Here is a 14,085-nt window from a genome sequence, read left to right as displayed (position 1 = left end):
ATGGTGATGCAGGCAGAAGAAGCGTCGACGGTTCATGCGGGCAATTTCGATCACTTCTGGAACCAGCAGGGTGAGTGGGTAGAGGCTCCGAATGTACGTCGTGGTGGTGAAAGTGGTGTGCAGCGGATTGACAGCGGCAACGGTAAACAGCTGTATGCCAAGCGTCAGATCGGCCATGTCTACCGTAGCTTGTTCCATCCGTTTGGCCGACCAACCGTATTGCGCGAGCAGGACGCGCTCCTGGCCTTGACCCGGCTGGACGTCGGCGTCCCCCAGATTATCTTTTGTGGCGCACAACGGGATCCGGTTCATAAATGGCGTGCATTGTTGGTCACTCATGCGTTGGACGGTTTCGTAGAGTTGGAACAGTGGTACGCCGCAGGCGAGCGCGAGCGCCATGGCGAAGCACTGCATGACCGCATTCTCCAGGCACTGGCTGAAAACCTGGCCCGGATGCACAAGGGGCGCTGGCAGCACGGCTGCCTCTATGCCAAGCATGTGTTTGTACGCGTGACGGGAGAGGGCGAGTCGGCCCACGCCGAAGTGGCCCTGCTGGACCTGGAGAAGAGCCGCCAGCGCCTGACTGCCCGAGGTGCTGCATCCCACGATCTCAAGCAGCTGCGTCGCCACTCGTCGTTCAACGATTGTGACTGGAAAAAACTCGTCTACTTTTATGAAACGGCGTTTGGCAGCGCTATCAAAGGCTTATGACGATGAAACTGGAAATTGCTAGAGGTGTATTCCTGGTGGGAGCCCTGGCAGTAACGTCGATGGCGGTAGCTGTTTGGGAGCAGCCCCGCTCGCAGATCCTCAGTGCCTCCCATTCCGATGCACATTGCCCCTTGCCGCGGGTGGCCAAGGCAAGCGAGGCTGTCCGGCCGGACCATGATCTGTTGCTGTTCATGTTCAGCCTTTCCCAGGGTATGAGACCGCAGAGCTGAAGCTCATAAGGTGAAACTCAAAGGCCTCGCTTGTGCGAGGCCTTTGAGTTCAGGCGGCTTTGTCTGGCTTGGCCAACAGGGTGTAGATACAGGGCAATACGAACAGTGTGAACAAGGTGCCAATCGACATCCCGGTGGCGATCACCATGCCGATGTCGAAGCGGCTTACCGCCCCGGCTCCGGTGGCCAGGATCAGCGGTACCATGCCAAACACCATCGCCGCGGTGGTCATCAGCACCGGCCGCAAACGAATCGATGCGGCCTTCTCCACTGCTTCTCTGGGTGTCAGGCCCTGTTCCTTGCGCAACTGGTTGGCAAATTCGACGATCAGGATACCGTGCTTGCTGATCAGGCCGATCAGCGTCACCAGCCCGACCTGGGTATAGATGTTCATGCTCGACCAACCGAGAAACAGCGGAATCAGTGCTCCGCAAATGGACAGCGGCACCGTTACCAGAATGACCAGTGGATCGCGGAAGCTCTCGAACTGAGCGGCCAGCACCAGGAAGATGATCGCCAGGGCCAGGGTAAAGGTGACCCACAAGGCACTGCCTTCCTGGACGAACTGACGTGAAGCCCCTGCATAGTCGAAGGCGAACCCTGTCGGTGCTTCTTCCCGGGCGATCTGACGGACCGTTTCGATCGCCTCGCCCATGCTTACGATGGGGAACCCCGAGATCGTGACTGCATTGAGCTGCTGGAACTGATTCAACTGTCGGGGACGGGCCCGGTCACTGACCTTGATCAGGGTCGACAAGGGCAGGGATTCGCCGCGTTCGTTCTTCACGTAGTAGTTGTTCAGCCAGTCCGGGTTGTCTCGGAAGGGGCGCTCGACCTGGGCGATGACCTTGTAGCTGCGACCTTCGATGGTAAAACGGTTGATCTCCGATTCCCCCAGCAGCGTGGCGAGCGTACCGCCCAGGTCTTGCATCGACACACCCATCTGGGCAGCTTTGTCGCGGTCGATATCCACGACGACTTCTGGCTTGTCGAAGGCGAGGTCGATGTCCATGAAGGCGAACTTGCCGGACTCCATCGCGCGTTTCTTCACGCGCTCGGCGATCTCCAATAGCGTCGCGTAGTCTTTCGGCGCGTTGATGACGAAGGCAAAGGGCAACCCCTCGCCCGTGCCAGGCAGGGAGGGGAGGTTGAAACCGAATATCTGCAGGCCCGGTACCGTCTCCAGCCGCGCCTGGACGTCAGGGAGGATTTCCATCTGAGTACGGTTGCGTTCGTTCCAGGGCTTGAGCAGGAAGCCGCCGATACCGGACTGGACACCGTTGTAGCCATTGATCTGGAACGAGGAATAGTACTCGGGGAATTCCTTGAAAATCGTGAGGAAGTGATCGGTATAGGTGTTCAGGTAATTGAGGTTGGTGTGCTGTGGCGCGTTGGCCATCATGAAGATGATGCCCTGGTCTTCGTCCGGGGCCAGTTCGGATTTGGTGAACATGACCAGCACCGGGATCAGCAGTAATACGATCACGGCGAATACCAGTACCACCGGCCGGGTATTGAGCGTGCCGTGGAGTATGCGCTGGTAACGGCTTTTCAAGCGTTCGAACACCACGTCCAGGCGGTGGGCCAGGCCCGAGGGGTTCTCGTCGTGCCGCAGCAGTACGGCGCACATCATGGGCGACAGGGTCAGGGCCACGATGCCGGAGATCACCACCGCTCCGGCGAGGGTCAGGGCGAACTCCTTGAACAATGCGCCTGTCAGGCCTTCCAGCAGACCGATCGGCGCATACACAGCCGCCAGCGTAATGGTCATCGAGACCACTGGCATGGCGATTTCCCGGGCACCTTCCAGTGCGGCGTCGAACGGACTCTTGCCTTCCTCGATGTGGCGATGAATGTTCTCCACCACGACGATGGCATCGTCCACTACCAGACCGATGGCGAGCACCATGGCCAGCAGTGTCAAAAGGTTCATCGAGTAGCCCATCAACTGCATGAAGAACATCACGCCGATCATCGACAGCGGGATGGTCACCACCGGGATGACCACCGAACGCAGCGCGCCGAGGAACAAAAAGACCACGACGATGACGATCAGCACGGCTTCGAAAAGGGTTTTCACCACTTCATCGATGGAAGCCTGAATGAACAGCGTCGCATCGTAGGCGATCTCGGCGTTGAGGTTCGTTGGCAGTTGGGCCTCCAACTCCGGCATGATCTTGCGCACTTCCTTGATCACATCCAGCGGGTTCGCGCCGGGGGTGGCTTTGATACCGATGTATACGGACGGCGTGCCACCGAAGGAACTGATGGTGTCGTAGTTTTCCGCGCCCATCTCCACCCGGGCCACGTCCCGCAGCAGTACGCGGCTGTCCCCGTCGGTCTTGAGCGGGATCGCGGCGAAGGCCTCGGCGGATTTGAGTTCGGTGTTGGCGTTGATGCTGGTGACGACATATTCACCTTTCACTTCGCCGGCCGCCGAGAGGAAGTTGTACTGACGCACGGCATTGGTCACGTCGGCGGCGGTCAGGCCGAAGCCGGCGAGCTTGACGGGATCCAGCCACAGGCGCATGGCGAAGACCTGGTTGCCCAGGATTTCCGCTTCAGCCATGCCGGGAAGCGTCGCCAGCTTGGGTTGAACCACCCGTGACAGGTAATCGGTGATCTGCGGGTTGTTCAGCTCCTTGCTGAAGAAGCTGATGTACATCAGTGCAGAGGCATCGGCGGCTTCACGGCTGAGCACCGGGTCCTCCGCGTCCTGGGGCAGCTCGTTCTTGACTTCGTTGGCCTTGGCCAGCAGTTCGGTGAACAGCCGGTCGCTGTTGGAGCCGATGCGGGCATAGACCGATATCACCGAAAAATTCTGACGGCTGACCGAGGTCATGTAATCGATGCCTTCGGCGCTGGCCAGGCTCTGCTGCATCGGCTGCGTGATGTAGCCCTGGATGGTTTCGGCGTTGGCGCCTGGGTACGCGGTGGTCACGGTGATCAGGGCGTTTTCCATCTGCGGGTATTGCCGCAGGGGCAGCTTGCTCCAGGCCTGGAAGCCCAGCAGTACGATCAAGAGGCTGACCACGGTGGCGAGCACCGGACGGCGAATGAACGGATCGGTAAAAGCCATTGGGGTTCCTTGATCAGTCCGCGCGCGGCGAACTGTTCTGTTCGGTCAGGGTCTTGTCATCGGCGATGGCGACAGGGGTACCGTTATCGAGCTTGATCTGGCCTGCGATCACGACCTGTTCACCACTGTTCACGCCCTTGGTTACCAGCACCTGCCCGTCACGGCGCTCGCCGGTTTCGATGAAGCGTCGCTCGGCGATCAGGACCGGCTGGCCCTTGTCATCCTTTTCGATGCTGCCATCGGCGGCTTTCTTCTGGGTCACCACGTACATTGAGTCGCCGTAAAGGGTGTAGGTCACGGCACTTTCCGGCACGACGATGCCGGCGGCCATGTCCGGCAGAATGACCTGGAGGCTGGCGAACATGCCAGGCAGAAGCTTGCCGTCGGGGTTGGCCAGCGTGGCGCGCACCAGGACGTTGCGGGTACTGTCCTCGACCTTGGGGTTGATGGCGCTGATGGTGCCGACGAAGGTCTGTCCGGGGTAGGCCGATACGTTGACATTGACTGGCTGGGCAATGGCGAGCCTGGGGATCCTCTGCTCGGGTACGTAGAAGTCCACGTAGAGGCTGCCAAGGTCTTGCAGGGTGGCGATCACCGTGCCGCTGGCCAGATAGTCGCCGACATCCACCTGGCGAATGCCGATGGTGCCGTTGAACGGCGCGAGGATCTGTTTCTTCGCCAGCGAAGCCTTCAACTGGTTGACGGTAGCCTGGTTCTTTTTCAACTGCGCCGCGAGCCGGTCGAACTCGCCCTTGGAGATCGCCTGGCTGCCCACCAACTGCCGGCCTCGACCGAAGTCCAGCTGCGACAGGCCAAGGTCGGCCTCGGCGGTTTCCAGCAAGGCGGTTTCAACGTCGCTGTCCAGTTGCAGTAGCGGCTGGCCGGCCTTGACCTTCTGCCCAGACTGGAAAAGGACCTTCTGCACGGTACCGGCGACCTCCAGGCTGAGGTCCACGCCTTGCAGTGCCTTGAGGCTACCGATAGTGGGCAACCGTGCCTGCCACGGTTGTTCGACGGCGGTAGCCACCGCGACGCTGATCGGCGGTTTCGGCGCAGAAAACATCTGGATTTGCTGATAAACGGAGAAGGCCTTGTAGCCGGCCAGCAACAGCACCACCAGCAGGACAACACCCAACATGATCAGCATGCGGCGTCGCAGCATGTTCCACTTCCTTGGAAAGGCCTAAAAGAAAGATACAGTCAGGCGGGCACCTTACCCCGAGTGTGCGGTGGATTCCAGATGCTGTCGGGTCGTTGCCTCGTAGGATTCGTCCTTAAATTCAAGGGGCTCGCCCCGGACGGTTTCACCCCTGCGTTTATACCAGGTGCAAATGGTTGTCCCAGAGCCCTGCCGGCAGATCCAGCGGTTTTGCAACCAGCTGTGACTGGCGGCAATCGTAATAACGGCAACGACCCTGGCCCGACGTCACGACGAACCCGTCGGCCACCGCACCCACGCCGGCGCAGTCCGGAAGAGGCGCATCCAGGCGCACTTCGCCGCTGTCCAGGTCCCAGATGAAAAAGCGGTTGCCCCGCGGTGCGGTCAGGGCCACCAGGCGCAGGTCGCTGTGTACGGCGACGCTGGCGGTGTAATGCCCCATGGCCTGCAACTGGTGGTCCGCCACCGGGAACGCCTGGAATGGCTGGCCCGGACGCTTGATCGCCAGCAGCTCCGAAGATTCGTGGACATCGCCCATGAACTGCTGGCCGGTCACGATGGTGCCGTCACTGGCAATTCCCATGTGCCGCACGCTGTTCATCGATTGCGCGAGGGTTTCCTTGCTCAGCAGGGTACCATCGCGTTGCATCAGGACCAGGCTCGGCTCCATGGCATCGAGGTTCATCTCGACCCGGCTTTCGGCTTCGGTGCGGATGCCACCGTTCGCCACCACCAGGGTCTCGCCGTCGGGCATCCAGGACACTTGGTGCGGACCGATGCCATGGGTCGGAATTTCGCCGCTGTGCACCAGCCGCTCGCCTTCGAAACGGTAGACCCCGAGTAGACCGCGTCCCGGATCGGTGGTGTCGTTCTCGGTGGCATACAACCATTCGCCGCCCTTGTGGATCACCGCGTGGCCATAAAAATGCCGGTTCGGCTGCGAGGCGACGGTTTGCAGCAGGGCGCCGTCGCGCAGGTCGATCAGGTAGCTTTCGGTGCCAGGACGCCGGGCGACGAACAGCGCAATCGGCTGTGACGGATGGTTGATGATGTCATGGCAGCGCTGGCCGACCCGGGTGGCGAACACCTGCGTTCCATCCAGTCGATAACCCACGGCGTAATGCTTGCCCTCGCCATCGTCTCGGGCCGAAAGCAGCAGCGGACTCTTGTCCTTTTGCTTGAACAGCGTCCAGCCGCTCAGGGTGACGGCACCGAGCAGCAAGCTGCCCAGCGCCAGGACCTGACGTCGAAACATGATCAGTCACCGTCGTTGGCGTTGAAGCCCAGTTGAATGCCCAGCGCCTTGGCCAGTTCGCCTTCGTGCAGGCGGTGGACGACGTTGAGGCTGTCATACAAATCGTTGAGCTGTTGGCGTCCGGCGTCGTCGTTGAGCATTTCGGTCAGCGAACGCTGGGAGCTGGCGAACAGTTTCAGCGAAGCATCGTAGGCGGCGTCGATCTTGTCGGCCAAAGGTTTTTGCTCGCTTGGCAACAGGCCGCGCAAGCCTTTGTTGTCCACACCCACCCAGACCGTCCTGGCCGCGCTCAGGCTGGCTTCCAGCCCTTGCAGCGACGACTGGCTACGCCAGGCATCGGCCTGGAAAGGCTGGGGCACGCCTTTGCTCTGACGACCCATAGGGGTGCCGAGTTTCTTTTTGAGCGTGTCCAATGCGGTGACCTGGACCCGCAGCAGATCGGCGATGGCTTCGTGGGAGTCGGCGTAGCGCTGGTTCGGGAACTTGCTCATCTGCGCGAGCATGCCGTCATTGGTGTTCCAGCGTGACAGGATCTCTTCGGCCAGTTGTTTCTGGCGTTCGCCGATGGCAATCAGCAGTGGGCAGTATTTGGCTTTCTGCGCACTGTCGGCCATGTCGATTTTCGCGTCGAACAACAAATATTCATAAGCCGACAGTCCCTGGACCACGACGCTGGACTTGGCCAGGCCGGCGGCATCGATCTGCGGCTCGCTGTTGATCAGTTGTTCGACCTGGCGGCCCACCAGGTTCTTCTTGTCCGGCCAGAACTGCACCTGCCAGGCGCGATTGCCCTCGGCCAGCGGACCGATCAGCAGCGGTTGCAGCTCGGCCCAGGCTTTCTGTGCCTTGAGAAAGTCGGCGCGGGCAGTCTCCAGGTTTTCCTTGCCTTGGCAGAACGCCAGTGCGCTGGTTGCCAATTGCCGGTCGGCCTCGACCCAGCGGCTGTAGGTCGGCAGGATCACTTGCTTGGCGATGGCGGCCGAAGTGACCGCTTGCGGGTCCTGTGGCGAGCAGGCGCCGAGGGCGAGGGCGGCGAGGCTGGTGAACAACAGCTTGGGACGGAACATGTCGGGCTCCCGTTTTTCGGAGAAGGCATTTAAAGGGAATTCAGAAAGGCCAGCAACGCAGCGCGCTGTTCGGCATTGAACGCCAAGACCTGACGCTGCGCTGCTTGCGCTTCGCCGCCATGCCAGAGCACGGCTTCGAGCAGGTTGCGGGCGCGACCGTCATGCAGAAACTGGGTGTGGCCGCTGACGGTCTCGGTCAGGCCGATGCCCCATAGCGGCGGGGTCCGCCAGTCGTGGCCACCGGCCTTGAACTCGCTGCGATTGTCGGACAGGCCTTCGCCCATGTCGTGCAACAGCAGGTCGGTGTAGGGACGAATGACCTGGTTCGCCAGCTCCGGCTCGGCGGCGTTGGCCGAGGTGGTGTATTGCGGCGTGTGGCACGACTGGCAACCGGCCTGGAAAAACAGATTCTTGCCAGCCAGCACCTGGGGCGAGTCCACCTCGCGACGGGCCGGCACGGCGAGGTTGCGACTGTAGAACAGTACCAATCGCAGGATGTTGTCGCTGACTTCCGGCTCGCCATCCGGACCGTTGCCGTTGGGTGCGCGTTTGCAATCGATCTGGGCCTCGGTGCAATCGTCGAAGGGCCGCAGGCTCGTCGTCAGACCCATGTCACCGGAGAAGGCGTGGACGTTCTGCTGATTCAGATTGGGCTGACCGGCCTTCCAGCCGAAGCGACCCAGGACGGTTTTTTGCTGGACATCGTCCCAGACTTGGTTCGGTCGACCCGCGATGCCGTTTTTCTCCTTTGCCTGGGCATCGGCGTTCGCCAGGATTGCGGCATCGGGGATGGCCTCGAGCAGACCCAGGCCGATCATGGGTGGAGCGACGCGGGCGGAAAAACGTGTATCGGGGTGCATCGGGCCATAACCCAGCTGGGTGATCTGCAGGCTCGGCTTGCGCAGCTCCACGACCGTGCCGTCCTTGAAACGTACCGGGACAGGCGTGTAATCGACCCGCACCTTGCCTTCCGGGATGACACCGGGCACGGACATATCCTGCAACTGCCCCCCGTAGACAGGCTCCGGGACCACGCCCAATTGTTCGATGACCTTGGCGTAGGGCGGTGCGTCAGGGATCGACAGGCGTACCAGCATGGACACTGCGCTGGTCGCGTCCGGTGCCGGTGGATGGCCGCGGCCATCCTTGATATGGCAGTTCTGGCAGGCATTGGTGTTGAACAGCGGTCCAAGGCCGTCCCGGGCGGTGGTGGTCGACGGTGCGATCACCCAGGGGCTGCGAAAGAAACTGTTGCCGACACTGAAGTCCACGCGCCGCGAGGGTGGCAGGTTGGCCGAGGGCAGGGAAAAGGCATTCTGGTCGGCCTTGCGTACCGTCGCGGCGCCACCGGACCGGGCTTCACCCGGTTCGGCCTGGGTAAAGCGCGGGGCATCGTCGCAGGCGCTCAGGCCCAAGGCCATGAACAGTGCGCATAAACGAAGAGGCAACGACGGCATCGGGCGACCTGGGAGATGGGTAAAAAGAGGGCGCAAAGTCTAACAGGGCGGGGCAGTTTGAATAAGAGGAATTATCGTTTGGTCCAGCGAGTGTGCTTATTCATTCCAGCATCTTGCCCAGGAACCAGCTTCCCGCTGGGCCCGGTGGGTATCGTTTCGACCAGACGGCATCGACCGATACCAGCCTTGGCCAGCCACGTACGTTCAGCTCCTGCAATTTTCCGGCGCCGAAACGTGCCGCCAGCCAACGTGGCAACGGGGTCCAACCAAAGCCCCCCAGCGCCATTTCCAGCAGCATCAGGTAACTGGGAGCGGACCAGACCCGACCCTGGGCTCGAGTTTCGTAAGGGTTGATGATGGTTGCCAGGCGCAGCTGGCGATGACGTTGCAACGCTAGTTCGTCTACCGCCTCCAGTTTGGCCAGTGGGTGTTGCCTTGAAACGAACAAGGCGATTTCCGTGCGCTCATCCACCGTCGCACTGGTGAGATCCGGCAGATACCCCGCCTGCGTTTCGGCAAGCCCGAGATGGGCCCGGCCCTGTTGTACCAACGCTATCAAATCGTCGCATTCGGCAATCAGGCATTCGAGCTCCAGGTCCGGATAGCGTTGCTCGAACGCGCCGAGTACTGCTTCGAAGCGATCGGATTGGTAAGTATCGGAGATCGCCACGGTGAATTTTGCTTCCACGCCTTCGGACAGCTGGCTGGCGGCCATTTCCAGGCGGTGACTGGCCGCAAGTATGTCCTCGGCGCGTTGCAACACCACGTGTCCTGCCGGAGTCAGGGTCGGTTTACGGCTGCTGCGGTCGAAGAGGATGAGGTTCAGCTCGTCTTCCAGGCTGGCGACCGCGGCGCTGATGGTCGACTGGCTTTTGCCCAGCTTGCGCGCGGCGGCCGAGAACGAACCTTGGGCGGCGGCCTGGACAAACGCCGTCAATACCTCATGAGAAATCATTCAAAGTATCGCCTTGATCGATGGTTAATGGTTTTGAAGTATCGCTCCGGCGCTGGATGATCACCACGTCTTCTTTTGCAGGGGTGATGGAATGAACGTCCAGAAAACCGTATTTGAGCGTGTCCTCCAGGCCATTGGCTTTGAACTGTTGGCAATCTTCATTTGTACCCCGTTGCTGGCTTGGATCATGGATAAACCGCTGTTCGACATGGGAGTGGCAACGGTCGCTATTGCGGCGCTGGCGCTGGTGTGGAACGTGTTGTTCAACGGTGCGTTCGACCGTTTGCTCAAACGCTTCGGGATCGTGCGCAACGCCTGGGTCCGGGTTGTCCATGCGTTGCTGTTTGAAGGGGGCCTGGTGGCGGTCGCGGTGCCGTTGGTGGCGTGGTGGCTGAAGATCAGCCTATGGCAGGCATTTGTGCTGGATATTGGGGTGCTGTTGTTTTTCCTGCCGTACACCTATGGCTACCACTGGGTCTATGACCTGGTGCGCGAGCGAATGCTGGTGAGCCGTGGGTTTCGTTGATCACCTTCGATTTGCCGCTTCACGGCTGCACGATCGCGCCCGGCACCAGCGGTAATTCCAGGCTCGCGATGAACCCGCCGCCAGGATGATTGGCCAACACCAGCGTGCCGCCATGGCGCTCAGCGGCACGACGGGCGATGGCCAGGCCCAGGCCGTGCCCGGCAGCGGTCTGGCCTGGCGCACGGTAGAACGGCTCACCCAGTTGACCCAGGTGCGCGGCGTCCACCCCCGGCCCATGATCGCGCACGCTTACCGTGATCCGCTCTCCCTGGAGCACCGCGCGCATTTCAATGGGCTGTCCCGCCGGGTTGAAACGTTGGGCGTTGCGTAGCAGGTTGTCCACCGCCCGTTCGATCATGGTCGGCCAGCCCTTGAGGGTGAGGTTCGGTTCGGCCTGCAGCTGCACGCTTTGTTCCGGTGACCCCAGCTGTGCATCTTTTTGCAGGGCGACCAATAAACCGTTGAGGTCCACCTCTTCGGCACTGGCGTTGTCGGCATCGACCCGGGCCAGCACCAGGATTTCGCTGATCAACGCTTCCAGTCGATCGCATTCGCGGGTCAAGCGTGGCCATAGGTTTTCCCGCTCCTGGGGGCTGGCTCGTTCCGCCAATGCCAGGGCGATGCGCAGCCGGGCCAGGGGCGAGCGCAGTTCGTGGGACACGTCCCGCAGCAACTGGCGCTGACTGCCGATCAGGCTTTGCAGGCGTGCGCCCATGCGGTTGAAGTCGGTTGCCAATACGCCGAACTCGTCGCGGCGGTTGGCCAGCTTGGCGAGGCTGTTCTGCTGGTAGGTGGTCTGTCCCAGGTCATGCACGGCGCCGCGCAAGCGGTTCAGCGGGCGGGTGATGGAGAAAGTCACCAGCAGGCTGAACAGTGTCAGCACTACCAGTGCGATGCCCAAGGCGCTGAGGGGCCAGAGCAGGCTGTCGCGGTGCCAGGCGTCCAGTTCGGGATGGGGAATGCGATAGATGAACAGATACGTGTCGCCGGTCTTGGTGCTGGTGAACTCATCGGTCAGCCGTCGCCAGGGCAGGCGACGGTCATCGTTCTTCTGGCGCGCCTCGAAGGCCGCGGCACGCTGGGGGAAAGTGCCGCGCACCACCGGGTCGCCGCTTTCGTTCAGCACCTGGACGTCGATGTGATACTGGCGTTTGCGCTGTTGCAGGATGTCCTGGGCGGCGTCTTCGCCCTGGCTTTCGTAGGTTTGCGTCCACTTCTCGGCCAGGGTGTTGAGGCCAGGGTGACGGCTGAGAATCCACGCGTCCTGGTTCAACATGTGGCCCATCAGAATGGAAAGTCCTGCAACCAGGGTGATCGCCAGCCAGAAACTGGCCAGGATGCGCCAGAACAATGAACGCACGGTAAATCCTCGCAAACAAAGAAAGCCCAACGGCCATCGACCGTTGGGCTGGAATGCATCAGCGCATTATTGCGCTTTTTGCGGCTGTTGCGCCTTCCAGGCTTTGAACTCGGCCCATTCGGCGCGACGTTCGGCCTGTTTCTTCTGGATCGCGTCGAATTCCTTCTGCTGTTCAGGCTTGAGCAGGCCCCGGATCTGGGCATCGACTTTCTCATGCCGGGCTTTCATTTCATCCTCCATGGCCTTTTGGTCGGCCGGCGACAGTTTTGCCAGGTACTTCTCTACCAATTCCTGCCGCTCATGGCGCTGTTCGCCCATGATCCGGCGGATCTGCTGGCGCTGCTCGTGGGTCAGGTCCAGTTCGCTGTACGGACCTCTGTCGTGCATCTGGCCGTGGCGTGGGCCGTCCATCGGACCCGTCGGGCCAGGGCCTTCAGGCATGGCCATGGCGACCGTGGGCAGGGCAGCAGCGAACATCAGAGCGATGAGGGTCTTGCGCATGGTGTATCTCCTTGTCTCGTTCCCGGTCAGTTCCGGATGTGTGCAGATTACGCAGATCAAGGTCAGCGGCGGTCAGGGGTCGGTAAAGCTTGGGTAAAGAGGTTTTGGCGCAAGGTTTACAAATCTTGAATGCCAAGCACCCGGCTCTGTAGGAGCAAGGCTTGCCCGCGATGAAGATAACGCGATCTCCCAGAAAACCGAGGCGCTTGCATCGCGAGCAAGCTTTGCTCCCACAGTCCAGTCTTGCCACAAGGGGGGGGCGATGGGTCAGAGGCTGTAGTAGTAACCCCGGCTACGCAGGGCCACGATGCGCGGGCGGCCATCGGGGTGGGGGCCGATTTTCTTGCGCAGGTTGCTGACGTGCATGTCCAGGCTGCGGTCGTACAGGGTCAGCTTGCGGCCTAGGGCGAGCTGCGCCAGTTCCTGCTTGTCCAGCGGTTCGCCCGGTTGCTTGAGCAGCGCTTCCAGCAGACGGCTTTCGGAAACGGTGAGGGTCTGTTCCTGTTCATCGATGCAGACCACGCCTCGTACCGGACTGAAGGTCAGGTCTCCCAGTTCGATCTGGCTGGACACTGCCGTGGGGTGGCTGCGGCGCAAGACGGCGCGCAGGCGGGCGGTCAGTTCCCGTGGGTCGCAGGGCTTGGCCAGGTAATCGTCGGCACCCAGTTCCAGGCCGAGGATGCGGTCCAGCGGTTCGCCACGGGCCGAGAGCATCAGCACCGGCAGCTCCGGGTGATCGCTGCGCAACTGCTTGAGCAATTCCAGGCCACTGCCGTCGGGCAACATCACATCCAGCACTACCGCCGCCGGAGCCGTTTCAGCCAGGGCCTTGCGGGCGCTTTGGCCATCGTGGCAAGCCCGGACCAGGAACCCTTCCTGGCCCAACCAGCTGCCGAGGAGCTCGCACAGCTCCTGGTCATCATCAATCAGTAACAGCTCGCTCATGAATCACTCAATTTAGCCATTGCCGACGTTGTCTACGTCCACCGCTGGCAAAGATACCGCAGAGTAGGGCCAATAGCGCTACCCCGGCACCGATGACGAACCATTGCTGTTGATCGGTCAACAGACGCGGCAGCGGGCTGGCCTGGGCTTCCTTGAGTTGCAGCTTCAAGCGTTGATTCTCCTGACGCAACCGGCTCAACAAGGCGCTCTCGCGCTCGCTGTTGGCGTTCTGTAATTGCTGTGTCAGTTCTTCGCGCAGGCGTTCGCTTTCTTTCAAGCGTTGCTGCAGTTCGGTGATCTGGCTGCCTGCGCTCAGCGACAACGGCGCCGAGTGGCTGCCCTCGGTGTTTTCTTCGCCATGGGCGGGTGACCCGACCGCCAACATGACCCATAACAGGCACAACGGACCTTTGCGCATTGTCACTCCTGAATTCCAGTCGAGATTAGACAGATTAGACAGGTTGTCGGCAGGCAAACGAGAACAATGAGCAATTGGCAGCATTGAGCGCAATGAGCCCTGAAGGCCCATTGCGTATCGGGTTACGGCAAGACTTGCTTGAACGGCTTGACCACGACGTTGGCATAGACGCCGGCGGTCACGAACGGATCGGCTTCGGCCCAAGCCTGGGCATCGGCCAGGGACGGGAACTCGGCCACGATCAGGCTGCCGCTAAAGCCAGCGGCGCCCGGGTCGTTGCTATCGACCGCCGGGTGCGGACCGGCCAGTACGACCCGGCCTTCGGCCTTGAGTTGTTGCAGGCGCGCAAGATGCTCGGGGCGAGCGGCCAGGCGTTTTTCCAGGGAGTTGGCGACATCGGTGGCAATGATTGCGTAGAGCAT

14 protein-coding genes are annotated in these 14,085 nt (G+C 61.3%); 3 read left to right on the top strand and 11 right to left on the bottom strand.

The genetic code is table 11. The annotated features are described in order from the left end of the window. Together LCU97_RS10525 and LCU97_RS10520 are read left to right on the top strand one after the other, a co-directional pair. Positions 1-711 (top strand): lipopolysaccharide kinase InaA family protein, encoded by a 711-nt coding sequence (locus LCU97_RS10525; RefSeq protein WP_053147127.1) that lies wholly within the window; start codon positions 1-3, stop codon positions 709-711. A 2-nt stretch (positions 712-713) separates the two neighbouring features. Beyond that, positions 714-941, top strand: a complete 228-nt coding sequence (locus LCU97_RS10520; protein ID WP_053147129.1) for a hypothetical protein — start codon at positions 714-716, stop codon at positions 939-941. 49 nt (positions 942-990) lie between these two features. Here the strand turns inward: LCU97_RS10520 and LCU97_RS10515 are convergent, their stop codons facing one another. The 6 genes from LCU97_RS10515 to LCU97_RS10490 form a co-directional block, all read right to left on the bottom strand. Next, a complete protein-coding gene (locus LCU97_RS10515) occupies positions 991-4,020 on the bottom strand; it encodes a multidrug efflux RND transporter permease subunit (RefSeq protein ID WP_232776331.1) in 3,030 nt (1,009 codons plus the stop codon). Between the two features lie 13 nt (positions 4,021-4,033). Further along, the gene (locus LCU97_RS10510) at positions 4,034-5,182 is read right to left on the bottom strand and encodes an efflux RND transporter periplasmic adaptor subunit (RefSeq protein ID WP_053147132.1); all 1,149 of its coding nucleotides are present in this window, start codon (positions 5,180-5,182) and stop codon (positions 4,034-4,036) included. 154 nt (positions 5,183-5,336) lie between these two features. Then, on the bottom strand, positions 5,337-6,434 hold the full coding sequence (locus LCU97_RS10505; RefSeq protein WP_053147134.1) for a DUF1513 domain-containing protein: 1,098 nt from the start codon (positions 6,432-6,434) through the stop codon (positions 5,337-5,339). A 2-nt stretch (positions 6,435-6,436) separates the two neighbouring features. After that, positions 6,437-7,501, bottom strand: coding sequence for an imelysin family protein (locus LCU97_RS10500; protein WP_232776330.1), 1,065 nt, complete (start codon positions 7,499-7,501; stop codon positions 6,437-6,439). A 29-nt stretch (positions 7,502-7,530) separates the two neighbouring features. Beyond that, a complete protein-coding gene (locus tag LCU97_RS10495; protein ID WP_232776329.1) occupies positions 7,531-8,958 on the bottom strand; it encodes a di-heme oxidoreductase family protein in 1,428 nt (475 codons plus the stop codon). Between the two features lie 100 nt (positions 8,959-9,058). Beyond that, positions 9,059-9,913 carry a LysR family transcriptional regulator gene (locus LCU97_RS10490; RefSeq protein ID WP_232776328.1) on the bottom strand — a complete coding sequence of 285 codons (855 nt, stop codon included), beginning with the start codon at positions 9,911-9,913 and terminating at the stop codon, positions 9,059-9,061. 91 nt (positions 9,914-10,004) lie between these two features. Between LCU97_RS10490 and LCU97_RS10485 the strand changes: the two genes are divergently transcribed. Next, complete coding sequence (locus LCU97_RS10485) at positions 10,005-10,439, top strand: multidrug/biocide efflux PACE transporter (RefSeq protein ID WP_053147142.1); 435 nt, start codon at positions 10,005-10,007, stop codon at positions 10,437-10,439. Positions 10,440-10,458: 19 nt separating this feature from the next. Here the strand turns inward: LCU97_RS10485 and LCU97_RS10480 are convergent, their stop codons facing one another. From LCU97_RS10480 to LCU97_RS10460, 5 genes are all read right to left on the bottom strand, one after another. Next, positions 10,459-11,799, bottom strand: a complete 1,341-nt coding sequence (locus LCU97_RS10480) for a sensor histidine kinase (protein WP_232776326.1) — start codon at positions 11,797-11,799, stop codon at positions 10,459-10,461. Positions 11,800-11,865: 66 nt separating this feature from the next. Continuing rightward, complete coding sequence (locus LCU97_RS10475) at positions 11,866-12,300, bottom strand: Spy/CpxP family protein refolding chaperone (RefSeq protein ID WP_232776325.1); 435 nt, start codon at positions 12,298-12,300, stop codon at positions 11,866-11,868. 267 nt (positions 12,301-12,567) lie between these two features. Further along, positions 12,568-13,245 (bottom strand): response regulator transcription factor, encoded by a 678-nt coding sequence (locus tag LCU97_RS10470; RefSeq protein ID WP_053147148.1) that lies wholly within the window; start codon positions 13,243-13,245, stop codon positions 12,568-12,570. A 7-nt stretch (positions 13,246-13,252) separates the two neighbouring features. Then, complete coding sequence (locus LCU97_RS10465) at positions 13,253-13,663, bottom strand: translation initiation factor 2 (protein ID WP_053147150.1); 411 nt, start codon at positions 13,661-13,663, stop codon at positions 13,253-13,255. A gap of 122 nt (positions 13,664-13,785) precedes the next feature. Next, positions 13,786-14,085, bottom strand: coding sequence for a YciI family protein (locus tag LCU97_RS10460; RefSeq protein ID WP_053147152.1), 300 nt, complete (start codon positions 14,083-14,085; stop codon positions 13,786-13,788).

Source organism: Pseudomonas uvaldensis (genome assembly GCF_021271205.1).
Lineage (GTDB): Bacteria > Pseudomonadota > Gammaproteobacteria > Pseudomonadales > Pseudomonadaceae > Aquipseudomonas > Aquipseudomonas uvaldensis.
The sequence above is the reverse complement of the archived record's forward strand: the minus strand, read 5'-3'. Positions and strand labels throughout refer to the sequence as shown.

Bases quoted from the DNA above. Each gene is read 5' to 3' on its own strand.
- LCU97_RS10525 (WP_053147127.1), top strand. From the start codon at position 1: ATGGTGATGCAGGCAGAAGAAGCGTCGACGGTTCATGCGGGCAATTTC.
- LCU97_RS10520 (WP_053147129.1), top strand. From the start codon at position 714: ATGAAACTGGAAATTGCTAGAGGTGTATTCCTGGTGGGAGCCCTGGCA.
- LCU97_RS10515 (WP_232776331.1), bottom strand. From the start codon at position 4,020: ATGGCTTTTACCGATCCGTTCATTCGCCGTCCGGTGCTCGCCACCGTG.
- LCU97_RS10510 (WP_053147132.1), bottom strand. From the start codon at position 5,182: ATGCTGCGACGCCGCATGCTGATCATGTTGGGTGTTGTCCTGCTGGTG.
- LCU97_RS10505 (WP_053147134.1), bottom strand. From the start codon at position 6,434: ATGTTTCGACGTCAGGTCCTGGCGCTGGGCAGCTTGCTGCTCGGTGCC.
- LCU97_RS10500 (WP_232776330.1), bottom strand. From the start codon at position 7,501: ATGTTCCGTCCCAAGCTGTTGTTCACCAGCCTCGCCGCCCTCGCCCTC.
- LCU97_RS10495 (WP_232776329.1), bottom strand. From the start codon at position 8,958: ATGCCGTCGTTGCCTCTTCGTTTATGCGCACTGTTCATGGCCTTGGGC.
- LCU97_RS10490 (WP_232776328.1), bottom strand. From the start codon at position 9,913: ATGATTTCTCATGAGGTATTGACGGCGTTTGTCCAGGCCGCCGCCCAA.
- LCU97_RS10485 (WP_053147142.1), top strand. From the start codon at position 10,005: ATGAACGTCCAGAAAACCGTATTTGAGCGTGTCCTCCAGGCCATTGGC.
- LCU97_RS10475 (WP_232776325.1), bottom strand. From the start codon at position 12,300: ATGCGCAAGACCCTCATCGCTCTGATGTTCGCTGCTGCCCTGCCCACG.
- LCU97_RS10470 (WP_053147148.1), bottom strand. From the start codon at position 13,245: ATGAGCGAGCTGTTACTGATTGATGATGACCAGGAGCTGTGCGAGCTC.
- LCU97_RS10465 (WP_053147150.1), bottom strand. From the start codon at position 13,663: ATGCGCAAAGGTCCGTTGTGCCTGTTATGGGTCATGTTGGCGGTCGGG.
- LCU97_RS10460 (WP_053147152.1), bottom strand. From the start codon at position 14,085: ATGCTCTACGCAATCATTGCCACCGATGTCGCCAACTCCCTGGAAAAA.